A 2,810-nucleotide genomic window follows, 5' to 3' on the forward strand; every position below is an offset into this window, starting at 1 on the left:
AGATTCCCCTCGGGACCACGCGCACCTACAGCCAGCTCGCCGCCCGGATCGGTCGGCCCACGGCCTCGCGCGCGGTGGGGCTCGCCAACTCTCTCCACCCCGTGGCCATCGTCATCCCGTGTCACCGCGTGATCGGGAGCAACGCGTCCCTCACGGGCTACGCGGGCGGGCTTCCGCGCAAACAGTGGCTCCTGCGCCACGAAGGCGCGCTCCTCTGACCTGGTACGCTCGCCGGGGCCGCCGTCCATTGGCCGCAACCGAGCTAGACACAAGGGTACCGTGCGGGTAGGCTTGGAGGCCGCCGGGGATGGCTGCCTGGCTTTCCGCACACCAATGGTCAACATCGACTTTAGGAGGATTCACATGGCGATCAAGGTTGGTGACAAGCTGCCGGACGGCACCCTGACGGAAATGATCGAGACCGAGACGGCGGGCTGCACGATAGGGCCGAACGCCTTCCAGGTCTCGGACCTCGCGAAGGGCAAGCGCATCGTCATCTTCGCCGTGCCCGGGGCGTTCACGCCCACGTGCTCGGCCAAGCACGTGCCCGGCTACACGGCCAACTACGACAAGATCAAGGCCAAGAAGGTGGACGAGATCTGGTGCGTCGCGGTGAACGACGCCTTCGTGATGGGGGCGTGGGCCAAGGACCAGAAGAGCGCCGGCAAGGTGCGCATGCTGGCGGACGGCAGCGCCGCCTACACGAAGGTCCTCGGGCTCGAGTTCGACCTGATCGCCCGCGGCATGGGCGTCCGCTCGCAGCGGTACGCGATGCTCGTCGAAGACGGTGTGGTCAAGGCGCTCAACGTCGAGGCCCAGGGGAAATTCGAGGTCAGCGACGCGGAGAGCATGCTGAAGCTGCTCTAGTCTGCCCGCGAGCGCGCGATGCGCTCGCGAAGCTCCTCGGTCGGCATACCGCCGGCCGGCGCCTGCTTCAGCTCACGCGAGGTCGGGGCGGTTCTTGCGGAGCGCGACCAGTCCGCGCGGCCCGTCAGCTGCGGTGGTGACGTCGATCTCGTGCTTGCCGAGATATTCCGCCACCAGGGCGCCCAGGCGGGCGTCGTCGTCGATGAGCAGCGCGGCCGTACGGCGCGGCATAGAGCTACCCTATCACTCTCGCGCGTCAAGACGGTGCGTGCCGCGTGTAAAGAAGTGTGAAGGCACCCGGTTCCTTGCGCGGCGCGGGACGTCCGGTTACTATCTAAATGGTTACTTTAGCCATGACCACGGTCTCCCTGCTGCGACCTCGCCAGCACCCCGTCGGGCGCCACCCGGAGCGCACCCGCGAGCGCATTCTCGCCTCTGCGCTCAAGGAATTCTCCGACAAGGGCTTCGCCGGGGCGCGCGTGGATCGCATCGCGCGGCGGGCGCGCATCAACAAGCGGATGCTCTACCACTACTTCGGGAACAAGGCGCATCTCTTCCGCGAGATCCTCGCCCGGAAGGTCCGCGAGCGGTCCGCGTGGGCCGTGACGGCCCCGGACGACGCCGCCGAGAGCCTGGCGTTCTGGTTCGACGCCGCCTGCCGGGACCGCGACTGGGTGCGGCTCATGGAGTGGGAGGCGCTCGGCTCGGCCGACGGAGCGGTGAGCGGGGACGCAGAGCGCCGCGCCGCCTTCCGAAAGGGCGTGTGGCAGGTGCGCGATCGGCAGGCGCGCGGGCTGCTCCGCGCCGACCTCGATCCAGGGCATCTCCTGCTCGCGATGGTAGCGCTGACCACGTTCCCGGCGGCCTTCCCGCAGTTCACCCTCCTGCTGACCGGGCTCAGGCCGACGGACCGCGCCTTCGTGACTCGCCACGCCGCCTTCCTCCGGCGGCTGGCCGACGGCCTGAGACCCGCGCGTCAGCGCCACCCCGCGGCGGCCCGGCGATGACGCCCCGGCGCGGCGCGGCGCTCGCGCTCTCCGTCGCCGTCCTCGCCTTCGCGGCCTGCTCCAGGAGCGACGGCGACGCCAAGGCCAAGGCAGGGCAACGCCCGCCCGCCGTGCCGGTCACCGCGGCCACCGTCGAGGCCCGCGACGTGCCCGTGCAGATCCAGGGCATCGGCAACGTCCAGGCCTCCTCGACCGTATCCGTGTACTCGCTCCTCAGCGGGCAGATCTTCCAGGCCCATTTCAAGGAAGGCCAGGACGTCAAGGCGGGCGCGCTCCTCTTCACGATAGACCCGCGGCCCTTCGATGCGGCGCTCCAGCAGGCGCAGGCGACCATGGCCCAACACCAGGCCGCCATCGCGCAGGCCGAGGCCAACCTCGCGCGCGACCAGGCGCAGGCCGACAACGCGCGCGTGGAGGAAGAGCGGTACAAGAAGCTCGTCCAGGGTGGGCTGATCGCGCGCGAGCAGTACGACCAGATCCTCACGGCGCACAAGTCGGCGCTGGCGACGGTGGACGCCGCCCGCGCCATGGTGGCGAACCAGAAGGCGCTCGTGCAGGCGGACGCGGCGGCCGTGGAGAACGCGAAGGTCCAGCTGACCTACACCGCCATCCGCGCGCCAATCGAGGGACGGACCGGCAACCTCCTCATCCACCAGGGCAACGTCGTCAAGGCCAACGACATCGGCAACCCCCTGGTCGTGATCAACCGCGTGCACCCGATCAACGTCGTCTTCGCCGTGCCCGAGCGCTTCCTCGACCAGGTCAAGACCGAGTGGGCCAAGGGGCCGCTTGCGGTCGAGGCGACGCCGCAGGGGCAGACCGTCGTGGCGCGCGGCACGCTCAGCTTCGTCAACAACACGGTGGACACGACGACGGGCACGATCCAGCTCAAAGCGGCCTTCAACAACACGGACAACGCGCTCTGGCCGGGCCAGT

General features: G+C 69.5%; 5 protein-coding genes. 4 read left to right on the forward strand and 1 reads right to left on the reverse strand.

Annotation, left to right across the window (positions count from 1 at the left end):
* Positions 1–218 (forward strand): methylated-DNA--[protein]-cysteine S-methyltransferase (locus VGV06_00270; protein HEV2053586.1); only part of this gene is annotated, 218 nt, incomplete at its 5' end.
* A 145-nt stretch (positions 219–363) separates the two neighbouring features.
* A complete protein-coding gene (locus tag VGV06_00275; GenBank protein HEV2053587.1) occupies positions 364–867 on the forward strand; it encodes a peroxiredoxin in 504 nt (167 codons plus the stop codon).
* A 72-nt stretch (positions 868–939) separates the two neighbouring features.
* Here VGV06_00275 and VGV06_00280 read toward each other — a convergent pair whose 3' ends face one another.
* On the reverse strand, positions 940–1,098 hold the full coding sequence (locus tag VGV06_00280; protein ID HEV2053588.1) for a hypothetical protein: 159 nt from the start codon (positions 1,096–1,098) through the stop codon (positions 940–942).
* A gap of 122 nt (positions 1,099–1,220) precedes the next feature.
* Here VGV06_00280 and VGV06_00285 point away from each other — a divergent pair, with 122 nt between their 5' ends.
* Together VGV06_00285 and VGV06_00290 are read left to right on the forward strand one after the other, a co-directional pair.
* Positions 1,221–1,874, forward strand: a complete 654-nt coding sequence (locus VGV06_00285; GenBank protein HEV2053589.1) for a TetR family transcriptional regulator — start codon at positions 1,221–1,223, stop codon at positions 1,872–1,874.
* Positions 1,871–2,810 (forward strand): efflux RND transporter periplasmic adaptor subunit (locus VGV06_00290; protein HEV2053590.1); only part of this gene is annotated, 940 nt, incomplete at its 3' end. The genes VGV06_00285 and VGV06_00290, both read left to right, overlap by 4 nt.

The sequence above is a fragment of the Candidatus Methylomirabilota bacterium genome, from assembly GCA_035936835.1.
GTDB lineage: Bacteria > Methylomirabilota > Methylomirabilia > Rokubacteriales > CSP1-6 > AR37.